15 protein-coding genes and 1 tRNA gene are annotated in these 15,604 nt (G+C 68.3%); 8 read left to right on the forward strand and 8 right to left on the reverse strand.

What is annotated here, in order from left to right; translation table 11 throughout:
• Positions 1-60 precede the first annotated feature (60 nt).
• The 3 genes from AB0O34_RS05370 (at position 61) to AB0O34_RS05380 (ending at position 2,870) form a co-directional block, all read left to right on the forward strand.
• A complete protein-coding gene (locus tag AB0O34_RS05370; protein WP_363912881.1) occupies positions 61-2,019 on the forward strand; it encodes a hypothetical protein in 1,959 nt (652 codons plus the stop codon).
• Positions 2,020-2,212: 193 nt separating this feature from the next.
• Complete coding sequence (locus AB0O34_RS05375) at positions 2,213-2,365, forward strand: hypothetical protein (RefSeq protein ID WP_363912883.1); 153 nt, start codon at positions 2,213-2,215, stop codon at positions 2,363-2,365.
• A gap of 73 nt (positions 2,366-2,438) precedes the next feature.
• Positions 2,439-2,870 carry a hypothetical protein gene (locus tag AB0O34_RS05380; protein ID WP_363912885.1) on the forward strand — a complete coding sequence of 144 codons (432 nt, stop codon included), beginning with the start codon at positions 2,439-2,441 and terminating at the stop codon, positions 2,868-2,870.
• Between the two features lie 16 nt (positions 2,871-2,886).
• On the opposite strand, the gene AB0O34_RS05385 is transcribed toward AB0O34_RS05380, so the two are convergent.
• Complete coding sequence (locus AB0O34_RS05385; protein ID WP_363912887.1) at positions 2,887-4,029, reverse strand: cystathionine gamma-synthase; 1,143 nt, start codon at positions 4,027-4,029, stop codon at positions 2,887-2,889.
• A gap of 170 nt (positions 4,030-4,199) precedes the next feature.
• Between AB0O34_RS05385 and AB0O34_RS05390 the strand changes: the two genes are divergently transcribed.
• A complete protein-coding gene (locus tag AB0O34_RS05390) occupies positions 4,200-4,937 on the forward strand; it encodes a hypothetical protein (RefSeq protein WP_363912889.1) in 738 nt (245 codons plus the stop codon).
• A 114-nt stretch (positions 4,938-5,051) separates the two neighbouring features.
• Here the strand turns inward: AB0O34_RS05390 and AB0O34_RS05395 are convergent, their stop codons facing one another.
• The gene (locus AB0O34_RS05395) at positions 5,052-6,431 is read right to left on the reverse strand and encodes a cystathionine beta-synthase (RefSeq protein ID WP_363912891.1); all 1,380 of its coding nucleotides are present in this window, start codon (positions 6,429-6,431) and stop codon (positions 5,052-5,054) included.
• A gap of 285 nt (positions 6,432-6,716) precedes the next feature.
• Here AB0O34_RS05395 and AB0O34_RS05400 point away from each other — a divergent pair, with 285 nt between their 5' ends.
• The 3 genes from AB0O34_RS05400 (at position 6,717) to AB0O34_RS05410 (ending at position 10,515) form a co-directional block, all read left to right on the forward strand.
• Positions 6,717-7,715, forward strand: a complete 999-nt coding sequence (locus tag AB0O34_RS05400; RefSeq protein WP_363912893.1) for an SGNH/GDSL hydrolase family protein — start codon at positions 6,717-6,719, stop codon at positions 7,713-7,715.
• 51 nt (positions 7,716-7,766) lie between these two features.
• Positions 7,767-9,134, forward strand: coding sequence for a hypothetical protein (locus AB0O34_RS05405; RefSeq protein ID WP_363912895.1), 1,368 nt, complete (start codon positions 7,767-7,769; stop codon positions 9,132-9,134).
• Between the two features lie 160 nt (positions 9,135-9,294).
• A complete protein-coding gene (locus AB0O34_RS05410) occupies positions 9,295-10,515 on the forward strand; it encodes an acetyl-CoA C-acetyltransferase (protein WP_363912897.1) in 1,221 nt (406 codons plus the stop codon).
• Here AB0O34_RS05410 and AB0O34_RS05415 read toward each other — a convergent pair.
• The 3 genes from AB0O34_RS05415 to AB0O34_RS05425 all read right to left on the reverse strand — a co-directional run bounded on the left by AB0O34_RS05415 (position 10,512) and on the right by AB0O34_RS05425 (position 12,216).
• Positions 10,512-10,922: a PPOX class F420-dependent oxidoreductase gene (locus tag AB0O34_RS05415; RefSeq protein WP_363912899.1), complete on the reverse strand. Its 411-nt coding sequence runs from the start codon at positions 10,920-10,922 to the stop codon at positions 10,512-10,514. The genes AB0O34_RS05410 and AB0O34_RS05415 overlap by 4 nt on opposite strands.
• 80 nt (positions 10,923-11,002) lie before the next feature.
• The gene (locus AB0O34_RS05420) at positions 11,003-11,236 is read right to left on the reverse strand and encodes a DUF4287 domain-containing protein (RefSeq protein WP_358551373.1); all 234 of its coding nucleotides are present in this window, start codon (positions 11,234-11,236) and stop codon (positions 11,003-11,005) included.
• A 191-nt stretch (positions 11,237-11,427) separates the two neighbouring features.
• Positions 11,428-12,216: a Bax inhibitor-1/YccA family protein gene (locus AB0O34_RS05425; RefSeq protein ID WP_363912901.1), complete on the reverse strand. Its 789-nt coding sequence runs from the start codon at positions 12,214-12,216 to the stop codon at positions 11,428-11,430.
• A 438-nt stretch (positions 12,217-12,654) separates the two neighbouring features.
• Here AB0O34_RS05425 and AB0O34_RS05430 point away from each other — a divergent pair, with 438 nt between their 5' ends.
• Complete coding sequence (locus tag AB0O34_RS05430; RefSeq protein WP_363912903.1) at positions 12,655-12,789, forward strand: hypothetical protein; 135 nt, start codon at positions 12,655-12,657, stop codon at positions 12,787-12,789.
• A 195-nt stretch (positions 12,790-12,984) separates the two neighbouring features.
• Here AB0O34_RS05430 and AB0O34_RS05435 read toward each other — a convergent pair.
• The 3 genes from AB0O34_RS05435 to AB0O34_RS05445 form a co-directional block, all read right to left on the reverse strand.
• Positions 12,985-13,057, reverse strand: a tRNA-Leu gene (locus AB0O34_RS05435).
• Positions 13,058-13,286: 229 nt separating this feature from the next.
• On the reverse strand, positions 13,287-14,645 hold the full coding sequence (locus tag AB0O34_RS05440) for an NAD(P)/FAD-dependent oxidoreductase (RefSeq protein WP_363912905.1): 1,359 nt from the start codon (positions 14,643-14,645) through the stop codon (positions 13,287-13,289).
• Positions 14,646-14,800: 155 nt separating this feature from the next.
• Positions 14,801-15,595: a uracil-DNA glycosylase gene (locus AB0O34_RS05445; protein ID WP_363912907.1), complete on the reverse strand. Its 795-nt coding sequence runs from the start codon at positions 15,593-15,595 to the stop codon at positions 14,801-14,803.
• Positions 15,596-15,604 lie beyond the last annotated feature (9 nt).

Consider the following 15,604-nt stretch of genomic DNA (forward strand, 5'->3'; position numbering starts at 1 on the left):
CGGAGGCGGGGCTTGGCGTTCCCTCGCACATCGGACACACGACGATTAGGCTCACAAAAGATGAGTGGCTACCGATACGGCGAGTACCAGGACGGGCCCGATCCGCTGGCACCGCCGTACGATGTGCGCGCCGCGCTCGACGAGATGGGCGACGCGATCCTTTCCGGCACCAGCCCGATGGACTCCCTGCGCGATCTGCTCAGGCGTGGCCTGCCCGGCGCCGAGAACCGGCGTGGCCTCGACGAGCTGCTGCGCGAGGTGCGCAAGCGCCGCCGTGAGCTGCGCGAACGCGGCAGCCTCGACGGCACGCTCGAACGCGCACGGTCCCTTCTCGACAAGGCCATCGGCCAGGAGCGGGCCGAGCTGTTCCCCGACCCCTCCGACGAGGCGCGGCTACGCGAGTCGGAGCTCGACGCGGTGCCGAGCGACACCGCCGGCGCGGTCCAGCAGCTGAGCTCGTACGAGTGGCGTTCCCCGGCCGCCCGCCAGACGTTCGAGGAACTGCGCGACCTGCTGCGCAGGGAGGTCCTCGACAGCCGGTTCCGCGGCATGCGGGAGGCCCTCGCCAATCCCGATCCCGAGGCGATGGAACGGGTCCGGCAGATGATGTCGGATCTGAACGACATGCTGGACCAAGACGCCCGAGGCCAGCACACTCAGGATGACTTCGACCAATTCCTGCAGAAGCATGGGGAATTCTTTCCGGAGAATCCCCGCAATCTCGAAGAGCTGGTCGACATCCTGGCCCGCAGGTCCGCCGCGGCCCAGCGCATGCTCGCCTCCATGACCCCGGAGCAGCGCGAGGAGCTGCAGAACCTGATCAACCAGACGCTGGAGCAGGCGGGCCTGGGCGAGCAGATGTCCCGCCTCGGCGAGGCCCTGTACGCCCGCCGCCCCGACCTCGCGTGGGACACTCCCGAGCGGATGAACGGCGACCAGCCCCTCGGCATGGGGGACGCCGTCAGCGCCCTGGAAGAGCTCGCCGACCTCGGCCGGCTGGAGGAGGCGCTCCGCCAGGACTATCCCGGAGCCCGGCTCGACGACATCGACGAGGCCGCGATCCGCCGCGCCCTCGGCCGGTCGGCGGTCGACGACCTGGAGACGCTGAAGCAGATCGAGCGCGAGCTGGAGGAGCAGGGATACCTCCGGCGGCAGCGCGGCAAGCTGGAGCTCACCCCGAAGGCCGTGCGCCGGCTCGGCGAGACCGCCCTGCGCAGGGTCTTCGACTCGCTGGACGCCGGACGCCGCGGCGACCACGACCAGCGAGACGCGGGAGCCGCCGGCGAGCTCACCGGGTCGTCACGCCCATGGCGCTTCGGCGACGAGCAGCCCCTCGACGTGGTCCGCACCCTGGTCAACGGCGTGCGGCGGGGCGGCCCCGCGAACGGCGACGGCCGGGTGTCGCTCTCGGTGGACGACTTCGAGGTGGCAGAAACGGAGCGGCGGACGGCGGCGGCCGTGTGCCTGCTGGTCGACCTGTCGTACTCCATGGCCCTGCGGGGCACCTGGGCCCCCGCCAAGCAGACTGCGCTCGCCCTGCAGGCGCTGGTCGCGTCCAAGTTCCCGGGTGACGCCGTCCAGATCATCGGCTTCTCGAACTACGCCCGCGTGCTGCAGGCGGAGGAGCTGGCCGGGCTCGAATGGGACATGGTCCAGGGAACCAACCTGCACCACGCGCTGCTGATCGCCGGCCGCCACCTCGACAGGCACCCCGACTTCGAGCCCGTGGTGCTCGTCGTCACCGACGGCGAGCCGACCGCCCACCTCATGCGGGACGGCCGTTACTGGTTCGAGTGGCCGCCGTCGCGCGAGACGCTGGAGCTCACGCTGGCGGAGGTCGACAAGATGACCCGCCGGCGGGCGACGATCAACGTGTTCATGCTGGCCACGGACGAGCGGCTCAAGGAGTTCGTGGACGAGGTGGCCAGGCGCAACGGCGGCCGGGTCTTCTCCCCGAGCGCCGACCGCCTCGGCGAGTACGTCGTCAGCGACTTCCTGCGGTCCCGCCGCACCCGCTGAGACACCGTGGTCCGAATAGCGATTTGCGGGGGTATGTCCATCTTCCGGCGCCTTTTTCGGTAAAGGACATTCAATACTGGTTGTCGAGCCGCGCGTTAATCAGTTGCCGATTCATATGCGATCTCGGAGGATATTCATAAAGGGTGATTTACCCAAGGTCCGCGAGGCCCGCCCGTCCCGGAAGGAGGGTGCCATGTTCGCGGCGGTCGCTCTCCTCCTTCTCATGATCTTCACGGTGACGATGTTCGAGGTCACCGTGAACAACCGGCACCGTCCCCCGAAGCCGCCCGTCGCCGAGACCCCCGCGGAGACGGCACAGGAGCCGACGGACGTCCCGAAACCCTGAGCCCGCGCTCATGATTTCGTACGGCCGTCCGAGGATCGTTCCCCGCCGATCACGGAGACGATAGCCTCAGCGCATGTCGTTTCTCGACAAGCTTCTGCTCTGGCTGCACATCGGCTTCGCGATCTTCGCGATCGGGCCGCTGACCGCCGCCACCATGTTCACCCCGCGATACATCCGGGCCAGAGATGCCGGCGTGCTGCGCTACCTGCACCGCAGCACGCGCATCTTCGGCGTCCTCACCCTCGGCGTGTTCCTGTTCGGCCTCGCTCTGGCCGGCGCGAACATCAGCAAGCCATACCTGTCGGTGTCGATGACGCTGTTCATCGTGGCGGCGGTGCTGCTGGTCATCATCGATCGTGACCAGAGCACCGCCGTTCGCGTGCTCTCCAACGAGACGCCGGAAGACGACGCCAAGGTGCAGACCGGCCGCATCGCCACCCTCGCGGCGGTCATGGCCCTCATCTGGCTCGTGATCCTGGTGCTGATGGTGTGGTTCAACCCCTGAGCACGCCGATGGCCCCCTAGGAGCCCAGAGCCTGCCTGAGGTCGCCGAGCAGGTCACTGACGGTCTCGATGCCGACCGACAGGCGGATCAGGTCGGAGGGCACCTCCAGGGCCGATCCGGCGACCGAGGCGTGGGTCATGCGGCCCGGGTGCTCGATCAGCGACTCGACGCCTCCGAGCGACTCGCCGAGGATGAACAGCTTCGTGCGGTCGCAGATCTCCAGCGCCTCGGCCTCACCGCCCGAGACGCGGAACGACACCATGCCGCCGAACCGCCTCATCTGCTTGGCCGCCACCTCGTGGCCGGGGTGACCGGCCAGCCCCGGATAGAACACCTCGGTGACCCGGGGGTGCGAGAGCAGCATGTCGACGACCTGCTCGGCGTTGTCGCAGTGGCGCTCCATGCGCAGGGCGAGCGTCTTGATGCCGCGCATGGTCAGCCAGGAGTCGAACGGGCCAGCGACGCTTCCCATGGCGTTCTGGTGGTAAGCCAGCTCGTCGCCGAGGTCGCGGTCGCGGGTGATCAGCGCCCCGCCGACCACGTCGGAGTGGCCCCCGATGTACTTGGTGGTGGAGTGGACCACCACGTCGGCGCCCAGCGCCAGCGGCTGCTGGAGGTAGGGCGAGGCGAAGGTGTTGTCCACCAGCAGCAGGGCGCCCCCCTGGTGGGCGATGGACGCGAGGGCCTCGATGTCGGCGATCCCCAGCAGCGGGTTGGTGGGCGTCTCCACCCAGATCGCCTTGGTGTCGGGACGGATGGCCGCGCGCACCGCGTCCACGTCGCCTAGCGGCACCGGGTCGTAGTGCAGACCCCACCGCGAGAGGACCTTCGCGAACAGCCGGTACGTGCCGCCGTAGGCGTCGTCCGGGATGATCACGTGGTCGCCCGGCTTGCACACCGTGCGGAGCAGGGTGTCCTCGGCGGCGAGGCCTGACGCGAAGGCAAGCCCGCGCGTCCCGCCCTCGATGGCCGCGAGGCACTCCTCCAGCGAGTTCCTGGTGGGGTTCGCCGAGCGGCTGTACTCATATCCGGCCCGCAGCCCGCCGACGCCGTCCTGCTTGTACGTGGACACGGCGTAGATGGGAGGCACGACCGCACCGGTGTGCGGGTCGGGCTCCTGGCCTGCGTGAATGGCCAAAGTCTCGAAGCCTTCAATCATGGCTCCACGCTATCGCCCCTGCCGGAGGACGAAACCGCTCCTCGGGCCTACGGCGGAAGGACGAGACGAGGGAGTACACCGGCCGGACGCGCACCTGGCTTTGAACGTCCGTCCGCTGGTGGCTCGTCCGAATGGCCGATCCCCGTCCTGCGGCGCTCGGATTACGCTCGATGTCCGTGAGGGACAGCCATGGGCTCGTGTACTGGATCCAGCGACTCAGCGAGATAGCGCTGGTCGGCTGGCTCGTACTGCTCCTTCTCGGCGACACGGCGATCGCGATCGCGATGGGCCAGGCGCAGTTCGCCGCACCGCTGTGCGGGCTCCTCGGCATCGGGGCATATCTGCTGCGCGACCGGTTCCGCGTCCAGGGCATGGTCCTGCTCATGGCGATGTCCGCCGGAGTGTCGCTGTTCGCCGGCTTCTTCGGCCGGACGGGCTCCATGCGCCGCCTGGTCGGGGTGCTCCGGGCCGGCGACGACGCGTCCCGCAACGCCGGCACCACGCTCAGCGACCTGTGGGTGCTCGTCGAGAGGTTCTCGGCGGGCGGGCCCCAGGTCGCGTTCGACGTCGGTCAGGGCCTCAGCGAGTCCGCGCTGGCACCCGAGGTGCTCACCACCCTGCATCGCGTCCTGCAAGAGTCCCTGACCAACGTACGGCGGCACGCGCCCGGCACCGGCTGGGTGCGGGCCGACCTGAGGCAGGCGGAGCGAGGGGTGCTGCTGCGCGTGCGCAACTACAGATCGCCTTCGGACCCGCGCGTCGCCAGGCTGGGCGGCGGGTTCGGGCTGGTGGGGATGTCCGAGCGGGTCAAGGCCCTCGGCGGCGACCTGGTCGCGGGCCCCACCCCGGAAGGGGCGTGGGAGGTCCGCGCCTGGTTTCCCGCCGACTACGAGCCGGCCCGCCTCTGAACCCGGGTGCCACGCCTTCCGGCTCCGCACCCGGCCTCAGATCTTCACAAGTTGTCCACAGGCTGTGTGTTCTTAAGCGCTGTGTCCTCTACGCGCTCGCGAGGCTGTGTCGTTCTAAGCGCTCGCCGTGCTCGCGAGGAAGGCGAGCAGGTCCTGCCTGGTGATCAGGCCGATCGGCTTGCCGTCGTCGAGGACGACCGTGGCGTCGGCCTTCTCCAGTGCCTCGATGGCCACCGAGACGGGCTCGCCCGAGCCGATCATGGGGAGCGGCGCCGACATGTGCTCCTCGATGGGGTCGCCTCCGCGCACCTTGCCGCGGTAAAGGGCTTCCAGCAGGTCGCGCTCGACGATCGAGCCGACCACCTCGGCCGCCATGACCGGGGGCTCCTCCTTCATGACGGGGAGCTGCGACACGCTGTACTCGCGCATGATCGCGATGGCCGTGCTCACCGACTCGTGCGGGTGGGTGTGCACGAACTCGGGAAGGCCGGGCGACTTGCGGCCGAGCACGTCGCCGACCAGCCCCTCCTCGCTGGAGGAGGTCAGGAAGCCGTAGTCGGCCATCCAGTCGTCGTTGAAGATCTTGGACAGGTAGCCACGCCCGCCGTCCGGCAGCAGGACGACCACGATGGCGTCGGGCCCGGCCTCGGCCGCCACCTTCAGCGCCGCCACGACCGCCATGCCGCAGGAGCCCCCGACGAGCAGGGCCTCCTCGCGCGCCAGGCGACGGGTCATCCCGAAGGAGTCCTTGTCGGAGACCGCGATGATCCGGTCGGCGACCGTGGTGTCGTACGTGGCGGGCCAGATGTCCTCGCCGACGCCCTCGACCAGATACGGCCGCCCGGAGCCGCCGGAGTAGACCGAGCCCTCCGGGTCGGCGCCGATGACCTGGACGCGGCCCCCGGAGACGTCCTTGAGGTAGCGGCCGGTGCCGCTGATCGTGCCGCCGGTGCCCACCCCCGCGACGAAGTGGGTGATCCGCCCGTCGGTCTGGTCCCAGATCTCCGGCCCCGTCGACTGGTAGTGGCTGGCGGGGTTCTCCGGGTTGGAGTACTGATCGGGCTTCCAGGCGTTCGGGATCTCGCGCGCCAGCCGGTCGGAGACCGAGTAGTAGGACTCCGGGTGATCGGGCGAGACCGCGGTCGGGCACACGACCACCTCGGCGCCGTACGCGCGCAGCACGGAGATCTTGTCCTGGGCCACCTTGTCGGGCACGACGAACAGGCAGCGGTAACCCCTGTCCTGGGCCACGATCGCCAGCCCGATGCCCGTGTTGCCGGATGTGGGCTCCACGATCGTGCCGCCGGGACGCAGCTCACCGGAGCGCTCGGCCGCCTCCACCATGCGCAGCGCGATGCGGTCCTTGACCGAGCCGCCCGGGTTGAAGTACTCGACCTTCGCCAGGACCTGCGCGGAAACGCCGGCCGTGACCTTGCGGAGCCGTACGAGCGGGGTGTCGCCCATGAGCTCGATGAGCGAGTCGTGTACGCGCACCGGGAATAACACCTCATTTGCCGAAGCTTTGTCAGCTTGTCGATGCCGGATATCCGATGGGTGATCTGGTGTCCGGCGGGTTCAACTCCTCACCGTACCGTCACGACTACCACCTCAAGGGACAGGCGTCCGCGAGTCGCGGCACCGCGAATCAGAACGGCCGCGATCATATGGTTCAGCACCGTGATGAGAGCGTGAATCCAGCTACAAACCAGTCATATGACCACTGAAACCACGACGGGAACCACGACGAATGTATAGAGATCAGGAAGGACGACTGTAGTGATGTGGACGCCGGGAACCGCACGGGCTGCCCGCCGTATCGCGACCGCGGCCGCCTTGGGCAGCGGGGGCGTCACCGCGCTCGGTGCGGCCGTCTACGGCCTGCTCATGGCCGAGGCGATGCTCGCGAGAAGGATCGTCGGCCAACCGCACGGCATGGAAGCACCCGCTTCCGACGGCATCTACGGGAGGTGGCCGAGTAACAGCGACGGGCCGGTGGAGCCCATCAAACTGGTCATGCTCGGCGACTCCACCTCCGTGGGCCTCGGCATGACCGACCCTTCCACCACCCCCGCGGTGCTGCTCGCCAACGGCCTGGCCGCGATCGCCGAGCGCCCCGTGCGGCTCGACGTCTTCGGCAGGTCGGGCGCGGCGTCGGCCGACCTCACCCTCCAGGTCGACCGGGCACTCAAGACGGGCCCCGACATCGCCGTGATCTTCGTTGGCGCCAACGACGTCACCACCAAGACCAAACCGGCCGAGGCCGTGCGGCACCTGCAGAAGGCGGTGCGGCGCCTGCGTGAGGCGGGCGCGGAGGTCGTCGTGGGCACGTGCCCCGACCTCGGCACGATCAGGCCTATCGGCCAGCCGCTGCGCTGGGTCACGCGGCGGTGGAGTCGCCAGCTCGCCGCGGCGCAGACGGTCGCCGTGATCGAGGAGGGCGGCCGCACGGTGGCGTTCGCGGACATCCTCGGCCCGGAATTCGCCTCATATCCGGGCGAAATGTTCGGACCTGATCGATACCACCCATCTGCGCGAGGTTACCAACAGTCCGCTTACGTAGTGCTACCTTCTGTATGCGCTGCGTTGGGGTTGTGGCCCGAGCCTGGACCCGAGCGTGGCGAGGGATCGCAATCGATTTACCTCGCGGCGGCCATCGCCGCGGAGGAGTCCGGCACCGAGGTCACCGCGACCCGCGTCGCCGGCCGAGCGACCGGCCCCCAGGGAAGGTGGGCCACGATACTTCGCCGCCGGCCAGGGACGATGCCTCGCAGCGCCTGAATCCGGCCACCCTCCGCGACGCGGTCGTCACTCTGTCCGCATTGGAGTGGAATGCCCGTGATCCGGCCTCTAGCGAAACCGGCCCTGCCCCTTGCCGGGGCCCTTGCCGGGGTCCTGGCCCTGGCTGGTTGCTCCAGCAGCAAGGCGGCCATCGAGGAGACCCATCCGACCTGGCTCAACGGCGAGGTGAACGCCGTCAGCCGCGCCACCGTGGCCGCCGGCGTGGCCGCCGTGACCTCGCTGAAGCCGGACGGCACGCTGGAGACCGCCGCGCTCGACCTGACGGCCGGAAAACGGCTGTGGGCCCATCCCGCGACGATCGCCGGGCGCCTGCCAGGCATGGGGGTTCAGCCGCCCGCGGCGATCGAGACCGGCCAGGGCCAGGGCGTCATCGCCGCCATCGACCCCGCCAAGCGGGGCAGGTGGAACGCGACGCTGATCGTCCGTGACGCGCGCACCGGGCAGCGGAAGTGGTCTAGGCCCGTCCAGTCGACCTTCGGCCCGCAGCGGTGCGGTCCCTACCTGTGCATGTCGGAGAACACCGCACTGGCCTCGGCCCGCATGGTCGTGCTCGACCCGCTCACCGGCAAGCTGCTGTGGAAGCTTCCCGGCATCAGCGAGGTGGAGTGGTCCGATCCGTCCAGGGTCGTCATGCTCCGCATGGCCAAGCACCCCGTCCTGTCGGCCCACGACCTGAAGTCCGGGGCGCCGGTCTGGCAGCTGCCGGTCGAGCAGGCCCTCAGCACCGGCATCGACCTGTCGGGCGGCTGGGCCTTCGGCACGGCCGGGGAGAACCTCGTCGGCTACGTCGCCCCGTACACCAACCCGAAGAAGAACAAGACCTCGGCCTTCGGCCTCTTCTCGGTCAAGCTCGCGAACGGCACGGTCAACTGGCTGCGCCCCTCGGTCGTACGCGTCTATCCGAGCGGGAGCCCCGGCTTCGCGCCCGTGGTGCGGCCCATCGACGAGCGGGGCCAGTACGGCGGCTTCGCCCGGCTCGACCCCGGGTCCGGCCGCGTGATCGGCCAGATCGCCGCCGACCAGGTGCCGGGCACCGGCTGGTGGCTCGCCTTCCCCAAGGACATGGGCAGGCTCGACTTCCTCAAACCCAACGGCTCCGGCTCCGCGTTCGACCTGCCCTCCGGGCGGGCCGCCCCGGTGAAGGACCAGCGCGGCTGGTCGTTCTGCGTCACCGACCCGAAGCCGCTGCCGCTGGCCGGGCAGCCCCAGGGCTTCTACTCGGTGGCCTCCCTGTGCGAGTTCGACCTGGCGACCGGCAAGCGCGTGCCCGGCGCTCCGGGCGTCCCGCCCGCGTGGTTCACCGGCAGCCAGGACGGCTGGCGCCTCTGGCGTGACGAGAAGGGCGCCCTGCACGGCGTGCGGGACACCACCGGCACCGCTCCCGGCATGTACGGCTGACGCCGCTCCGACGTCGGGCAGGGCCTCGTGACGCGTTCGCGAGGCCCTGCCCGCCCTTGCCGTACATAGTTCTGTTTCTTGGTGCCCCGGGGCGTGGCATCCGCGCTACCGCACGGTAACCTCCGCTGAGGGAGCCCTGCCACGAACCCAGGAGAGCCAAATGCCCGAGGCAGTAATCGTCGCGACCGCACGTTCGCCGATCGGCCGAGCCTTCAAGGGGTCGATCAAGGACATACGTCCCGACGACCTGACCGCTCAGATGATCAAGGCCGCGCTGGACAAGGTCCCTCAGCTCGATCCCAACGACGTCGACGACCTGATGCTGGGCTGCGGCCTGCCGGGCGGCGAGCAGGGCTTCAACATGGCCCGCGTGGTCTCGGTGCTGCTCGGCCTCGACGGCGTTCCCGGCACCACGGTCACCCGCTATTGCTCCTCGTCGCTGCAGACCACCCGCATGGCGTTCCACGCCATCAAGGCCGGCGAGGGCGACGTGTTCATCTCCGCGGGGGTCGAGACCGTCTCCCGCTTCGTCAAGGGCAGCTCCGACTCGCTGCCCGAGACCACCAATCCTCTGTTCCTGGACGCCAAGACCCGCACCGACGCGGGCGCCCAGGGCGGCGGCCCCGAGTGGCACGACCCGCGCCAGGAGGGACAGCTGCCCGACGTCTACATCGCCATGGGCCAGACCGCCGAGAACGTCGCCGGAATCAGGGGCGTCAGCCGCAGGGAGCAGGACGAGTTCGGCGTCCGCTCGCAGAACCTCGCGGAGAAAGCCCTGGCCAACGGCTTCTGGGAGCAGGACATCACGCCGGTGACCCTGCCGGACGGCACCGTGGTCAGCAAGGACGACGGGCCGAGGCCCGGCACCACCTACGAGGCCGTCTCCCAGCTCAAGCCGGTCTTCCGGCCCGACGGCACGGTCACGGCCGGCAACTGCTGCCCGCTGAACGACGGCGGCGCCGCGGTGATCGTGATGAGCGACGTGAAGGCGGCCGAGCTGGGCATCACGCCGCTGGCCCGCATCGTGTCGACCGGCGTCACCGGCCTGTCCCCCGAGATCATGGGCCTCGGACCGGTGGAGGCGTCCCGTCAGGCGCTTCGCCGGGCCGGCATGTCGATCGGCGACGTCGACCTCGTCGAGATCAACGAGGCGTTCGCCGCCCAGGTCATCCCCTCGTACCAGGAGCTCGGCATCGACCTCGACCGGCTCAACGTCAACGGTGGCGCCATCGCCGTCGGGCACCCGTTCGGCATGACGGGTGCCCGGATCACCTCCACGCTGATCAACGGCCTGCGCTTCCACGACAAGGCGATCGGCCTGGAGACGATGTGCGTCGGCGGCGGCCAGGGCATGGCCATGGTGCTCGAGCGCCTGAACTAGCCGTGGGCGTTGGGACCGGCGCGGGTGATGTCGACACGGATGAGGACGCGCCGGTCCCGGACCATGGCCGCGCGGTAGTCATCCCAGTCGGGGTGCTCGCCGGAGATGCTCCGGTAGTAGTCGACCAGGGGCTCTACGGCCTCGGGGACGGACAGGATGTCTGCGGTTCCGTCGATCTGGATCCACTCGCCGATGAAGGCGTCGGTGGTCACGCACAGCGTGAGGTTGGGGTTGGCGCGAAGGTTGCGGGTCTTGACCGCGGTCTCACTCGTGCTGATGAGGGGGCGGCCGTCAGCGTCAATGCCGACGCCCACCGGCGTGGTCTGCGGGCGGCCGCTGGGATGCCAGGTCAGCATCACCGCGCGGTGGTTGTTCCTGATGAACTCACGAGCCTTGTCGAGATCCATATCTCCATGGTCCATGTCGTGGCAACAGGATCGCGCCCACGTCATCCTGGATGACGTGGGCGCGCTAGGACGTGCAGGGCTTACATGAAGCCCATGCGGGAACGGCGCTGCCGCTCGTGCTCGATCACGATCGCCGCGGCGTAGCCGTGGGTCAGCCCGTGCTCGTCGGCGAGCCAGTTGGCTCGTTCGTCGCACCGTAGGAAAGCCGGGCCGTTGTCGATGGCTTGGAACCACTCTGGGAGTGCGCGTCCGGTGATGTCCGGAACCCTGGCAATCAGCTTGTTCTGCGTCTCCGGTGAGTGGTTCAACGACATGGGCACCTCCATGAGTGAAGCCTCTTTTGCTTGACACTGCATCACCAGCCCCGTGATGGCAAGCCCTGAATGGCCAGCCTTCTCTTACACGAGGTAGATCATTAGTCGCTGTGTGTGGGCTTACCCAACGGGTCCACGGCCATGCCACAGTGAAACGGCGGACCGAAATCCGGCGTTCTCCTGCCGAGGATCTAGTCGTTGTTGAAGAAGTAGCTGATGAACCGGAGGATCTCCAGGTAGAGCCAGACGAGGCTCACTGTGAGGCCGAAGGCCATCAGCCAGGAGTACTTCTCGGGGACGCCGGCACGCACGCCCTTCTCCACCGCGTCGAAGTCGAGCAGCAGGAAGAAGCAGCCGAGCAGGATCATCGCCACGCTGAAGATCCAGCCCATGGGGCTGTCGCTGCGCAGGCCGAGACCGCCGGAGGTGAAGATGCTGACTATCCAGTTGAGGAGCATCAGCCCGACCGCGGCGAAGCCGGCGGCGACGACGAACTTGGTGAACTTCGGCGTCGGCCGGAAGATCTTCAGCGCGTATACCGAGAGCACGCCCGCGAACGCCACCATCGTGCCGAGGACGGCCTGGAAGACGATGCCGGAGTACACGTCGTTGTACATCTTGCTGATCACGCCGATGGCGAGGCCGTACGCCACGGAGTAGCCGAGGATCAGCGCGGGGTTCGTGCTCTGCCGGAACGAGACGATCAGGCCGAGCACCAGGCCGACGATCACCGCGGGGACGGCGATGGCCATGCCGAGGTTCAAGTACCACGCCAGAGCCGCGGTCACCACGAGGGTGCCGAGCGTGATGAACCCGCGTACGACGACATCGTCGATCGTCATCGGCCGCGTCGCGGTGGGCGGAGCGTACGACGGGGCGTTGTACATGTTCTGCAAGTACTCGGGGCTGGCCGCCGGACCGCCCCAGGTCTGACGATTGTTCTGCCCCAGTTTGTTCAGGACCGGGTTCCTGCTCTGCATCACTGCCTCCACTGCGACCTGCGATCAGCCTGTTCGGTCGAGCCTCACAGGGAGTGCCGCCTGTAGCACATAGCTTTACATCTGTTCTGGCGGTCAGGATGGCCCTGCCGTATTTCACCGTGAGACCCCGGCACACCGAGATCCAGCGGCAACGGATACAACGACCAGGCACGCGTCCGAGTTCCGCCCTCAGATCGCGTTTGGATCATCCCTGCCGGGAGGCCTGTGGAGGCGGTGACGCCCCTGCGACGTGCCGCGCGGCGTGACCGGCCATCGGGGGAGGCGGGTTCCGTCCTGCCCGATAACCCGGCGCCGGAGGGTTTTTTCCATCCGTGTCCAGAAGTAAACCCTTTCCTTCGGGGCGTGGAGGCGGATACTGCCACGGCCCCTTTACCGGCCACAGGGCCGGTTCAGAAGGTCTCCGCCGGCCGCCCGTGAATGGTGGCCACGACCTTCGCCACCGCCGTGGACGTCACGCTGGCGGAGCTGAAGCTGGAGGCCTTCCTGCCGGCGGACCACGACACGGCATCCATGCTCGCCTCGTACGCCGAGACGGCCACGCGGGACCGATGAGGGAAGAAGCCGGTTAGGCCTTGATGGGAAAGTGGCACGGAATGGTAACGATTCGCGTAAGCGGTGAAGCGACCCCGGTGCTTGACCCGATCGGGACCGTAGCGATAAACGTTCGCGACCGGAGGCGAACCGACAAGGATATAGGTGTGCGAGTGCGTTACTGCCAGCGGGGCCGTTTCATATAGTCGGCAGAGGTGCCCCCGGTGGGACTCGAACCCACACTGGAACCCTTTTAAGGGGTTTGCCTCTGCCATTGGGCTACGGGGGCGCCGTAATCATACGTAACGGACCACACTTGCGTAACGGGTCAGAGCCCACGTCTCTGCTCTTCCTTCCGTAGTACGCAAGATAACGGTATACGTCACGCGCCCCCGTGACTCGGGCAATGAACAACAGACCGCTCAAGTAGCCCAAATTCACCACGTCACCCCTGTTAGGCCTTAAGAGAACAGTACGGCCCGCGCCCAAGCATTGCGGCGCGAGCCGTACCTAACCCATCAGCCTGTGGCGGCCGCCGCCTTGAACTCGTCACGGGGGGACTCGATCTCACCGAGTGAGACGGTCTCCCGCTTGAAGAACAGGGCGAGCGTCCAGTCGGCCACCACGCGAACCTTGCGGTTCAACGTAGGCACCCGGGACAGATGGTAGGTGCGGTGCATGAACCACGCAGGGAATCCGTGAAGCTTGACGCCGTAGACGTTGGCCACGCCCTTGTGGAGGCCGAGCCCCGCGACCGACCCCGCGTACTTGTGCCGGTACTCGACCAGGGGACGTCCCTGCAGGTGACGCACGATGTTGTCGGCGAGCACCTTGGCCTGCCTCACGGCGTGCTGCGCGTTGGGCGCGCAGTACTGGCCCGGGTTGGTCACGTCGGGAACGCCCGCCACGTCACCGGCCGAGAAGGCGCCCGTGACGCCGACGACGGTGAGCTTCGTGGACGTCTTGATCCGGCCGCGCTCGTCGAGGGGCAGGTCACCCGCGTTGACCACGGGACTGGCCTTGACCCCGGCCGTCCACACGATCGTGGCCGACTCGAAGGTGTCGCCGTCCGAGAGGACCACGTGGCCACCTTCGCAGGACTTCAGAAGGGTCTGCATCTTGACCTCGATGCCCCGCTTGCGCAGCTCATCCAGGGTCCACTTGCCCATCTCGGGGCCGACCTCGGGAAGGATGCGGTCGCTGGCCTCGACGAGCACCCAGCGAAGGTCCTTCTCATCGAGGGTGTCGTAGTACTTCACCGCGTCCCGGCCCATGTCCTCCAGTTCGGCCAGGGCCTCGACGCCGGCGAAACCGGCGCCGACCACGACGAAGTTGAGCGCCCGCCTGCGCACCTGCTCGTCGTCGGTGGAGTCCGCCCGGTCGAAGAGGGCGAGAACGCGGTTGCGGAGCGCGATGGCCTCACCGACCGTCTTGAACCCGATCGCGGCGTCCGCGAGCCCCGGGATGGGCAGCGTGCGCGATATGGAGCCGGCCGCCATGACGACGACGTCGTACGCGATCTCCTCGCTCGGGCCGGAGGCCGGCTGGAACGTCACGGACTTGTTGGCGTGATGGACCTTGGTGACCTTGCCGTTGAGGATCCGGACCTTGGACAGCACCCGGCGCAGCGGCGTGACGACGTGGCGCGGGGAAAGGTTGCCCGCCGCGGCCTCAGGGAGGAAGGGCTGGTAGGTCATGTAGGACTGCGGGTCGATGACCGTGATCCGGACACTTCCGGACTTCAGCTCGCGGCGCAGGGAGCGCTGGAGCCGCAGCCCCGTGTAGAGACCGACGTACCCTCCGCCGACGATGAGGATGTGCTTGGCCTGCTGGTTCACCTGGGTGCCCCTTCGTGGCATGGTCGCTTGTGAAACCATTCACAAGGGTACGTCACGAGAGGGTATCAGCGCCAATCCTCCAACTGGCAACTATGACCTTATTTCCGGTTTTGTTCATCTTGGGGGTGGATTTCGCGGGAAATTTTCATGAAACTTTCGTCTAGTGACGGACTTCACTCGACGGCTTGCCGGGTTCAACCGGCCAGCTCCACCGCACGCGTGAAGATCGCGTCGAGCATCGGCTCGGTCACCCTGCCGGTGAACGTGTTCTGCTGGCTCGGGTGATAACAGCCCAGCAGCCGGACCGGTGCCGAGCCGTACGAGATCTCTGCCTCGGCCCCGTGGCCGAAGCGCGGTCTGCTCTTCGGCAGCGTGTACCCCGCCCCGCGCAGCGCCGGCCAGATCGCCTGCCAGGCGTACCCTCCCAGCGCGACGATGACGCGGACAGGATCGGCGACCAACTCCAGCTCCCTGGCCAGCCAGGGGAAACAGGTGGCGCGCTCCTCGATGGTCGGCTTGTTCGCCGGCGGCGCGCACCGCACGGCCGCGACCATGCGCGCGCCGAGCAACCGCTGGCCGTCACCCGCGTGCGTGCTGGTCGGAAGGGCCGCCAGCCCGGTGCGGTACAGCGACGCGAACAGCCAGTCACCGCTACGATCGCCCGTGAAAACCCGGCCGGTACGGTTGCCCCCGTGGGCCGCCGGGGCCAGCCCCACGATAAGAACGCGCGGTTTTTCCTCACCCCAGCCCGCGATGGGCCTGCCCCAGTACGTCTGGTCCATGAACGAGCGCCGCTTGACGTCCGCGACCTCCTCGCGCCACTCCACCAGACGCGGGCACGCCCGGCACACCGACTGCCGGGCGGTCAGCTCGGCGAGAGTGCGGCTCGACCGGGCGAGATCGCGGACCTCGACGGGGGTGTGCGCCACAGGAGTGCCCGGCTCCGCGGGATCCTCGGGCCATCCGCTACCAGGGGGAACGAAACTCATACCATCGAT

This window comes from Sphaerisporangium sp. NPDC088356, from assembly GCF_040685555.1.
Classification (GTDB): Bacteria; Actinomycetota; Actinomycetes; order Streptosporangiales; family Streptosporangiaceae; genus Sphaerisporangium.